Genomic DNA, 1,777 nt, shown 5'->3' on the forward strand with positions numbered 1-1,777 from the left:
TCTGATTATGGCTGATGATCGCCAACAGCAAGGGGGAGCAAGCTCCCCCTTTGGTTTTTATCGGACACTAGTGACGCAGAGCGTGGGAACGATCACATCGCGGACACACCTGGAATCAGGTCGGCTTTAAGGCCGCCTCGTTTTCTCTTTGGCTGTTGATTTGGCTTTCAGGACCGGAGCTCGCGTACCTCAAGCCCCAGCGAGGGGCCGAACGCCAGGGGCAAGAGCCCTTGGTTACTTGGGGCTTTTCCCAGTAACTCACTGTAAAAGTGAAACCATAAGTGGCCGTTACCGCAGGAATGGATAGGTACTCCGTTAACAAACAATAGGTCGATTGGCAGTCGACAGGAAATGCCTTGCATCGCCTCCAACACCCTCGACCTCCCCGAAATAACGGCCAGCGGTGTACAATCCCGTTCTTATACCCCTCTGTCGATCATGCAAAGGATTTTCCGGATGTTGCCGCGCTTTCCCGCCGTCACCCGCTGCCTGACACTTGCCGCCCTCTGTGTAGCGGGTCCCGTCGCAGCATTGGAGCTACCCCTGCCACCGCCTGGTGAAGACATCGTTGGCCAGGTACAGGTGATCAAGGCCAAGTACGAAGATACCTTCGCCGACCTGGGCACGACCTACGACCTGGGTTACTCGGAAATGGTGGCTGCCAACCCTGGCGTCGATCCATGGCTACCTGGCGCCGGCACTGAAATCGTGCTGCCGACCCGCTTCATCCTGCCGCCCGGCCCGCGTGAAGGCATCGTCATCAACCTGGCCGAATACCGCCTCTACTACTTCCCGAAAGGCCGGAACGTGGTCTACACCTTCCCGCTGGGTATTGGTCGTGAAGGCTGGGGCTCGCCGATTGCCCACACCAGCATCGTCGCCAAGACGCCGAACCCGACCTGGACGCCTCCTGCGTCGATCAAGGCCGAGCACGCCGCCGACGGTGATCCGCTGCCCAACGTGGTGCCGGCCGGCCCTGACAACCCGCTGGGGCCGTTCAAGTTCACCCTGGGGACTCCTGGCTACCTGATTCACGGCTCGAACAAGAAGTTCGGCATCGGCATGCGCACCAGCCATGGCTGCTTCCGCATGTTCAACAACAACGTGCTGGAAATGGCGGGCATGGTGCCGGTCGGCACGTCCGTGCGCATCATCAACGATTCGTACAAGTTCGGCGTGAGTGGCGGCAAGGTCTACCTGGAGGCGCACACACCGCTGGACGACAAGGGCAACCCGTCGGTGGTCGACAAGCACACTGCCGTGATCAACGCGATGCTCAAGCGTGAAGACATCACCAACAACCTGCGCATGAACTGGGATGTGGTGCGTGATGTTGTCGCGGCCGAAGATGGCCTGCCGGTAGAAATCGGCGTGCCAAACACTACCGCGCCGATGGTGACGAGTGCGCCGATCGACCCGCTGCAGTAATGCCTGAATCAAACCCGCCGACGCAGGCCGCGTCGGCGGGTTTTTTATTGGCTGCAGGAAACAGCAGGCAATAAAAAAGCCGACCCAAAAAATGGGTCGGCTTGATAATAATCCCGAAGGACTATTACTTGCGGCTAGCTTTTTCCAGCATGCGCAGAGCACGCTCGTTAGCTTCGTCAGCAGTCTGTTGTGCTTTTTGAGCAGCAGCCAGAGCTTCATCAGCTTTACGGTAAGCTTCGTCTGCACGAGCCTGGGAGCGAGCAGAGGCGTATTCAGATCGGGACAGACGAGATTAGGTTTCTTTGGTTGAGCTGCTGCTAGATGTAGCGAGTAGTGCGGGCAGGGAAAG

The 1,777-nt window shown here is 58.5% G+C and carries 1 protein-coding gene and 1 pseudogene; one reads left to right on the top strand and one right to left on the bottom strand.

The window, feature by feature from the left end:
* Positions 1–456 precede the first annotated feature (456 nt).
* Positions 457–1,428 (top strand): L,D-transpeptidase family protein, encoded by a 972-nt coding sequence (locus tag ACIO0C_RS31250; RefSeq protein ID WP_180203493.1) that lies wholly within the window; start codon positions 457–459, stop codon positions 1,426–1,428.
* Positions 1,429–1,552: 124 nt separating this feature from the next.
* Here ACIO0C_RS31250 and ACIO0C_RS31255 read toward each other — a convergent pair.
* Positions 1,553–1,777: pseudogene (locus tag ACIO0C_RS31255) on the bottom strand (Lpp/OprI family alanine-zipper lipoprotein); the annotation flags it as partial.

This window comes from Pseudomonas sp. NPDC087336 (genome assembly GCF_044744285.1).
In the GTDB taxonomy this organism is placed as follows: domain Bacteria; phylum Pseudomonadota; class Gammaproteobacteria; order Pseudomonadales; family Pseudomonadaceae; genus Aquipseudomonas.

Excerpts from the sequence above, each read along its gene's own strand:
- ACIO0C_RS31250 (WP_180203493.1), top strand. The coding sequence starts at position 457 with ATGTTGCCGCGCTTTCCCGCCGTCACCCGCTGCCTGACACTTGCCGCC.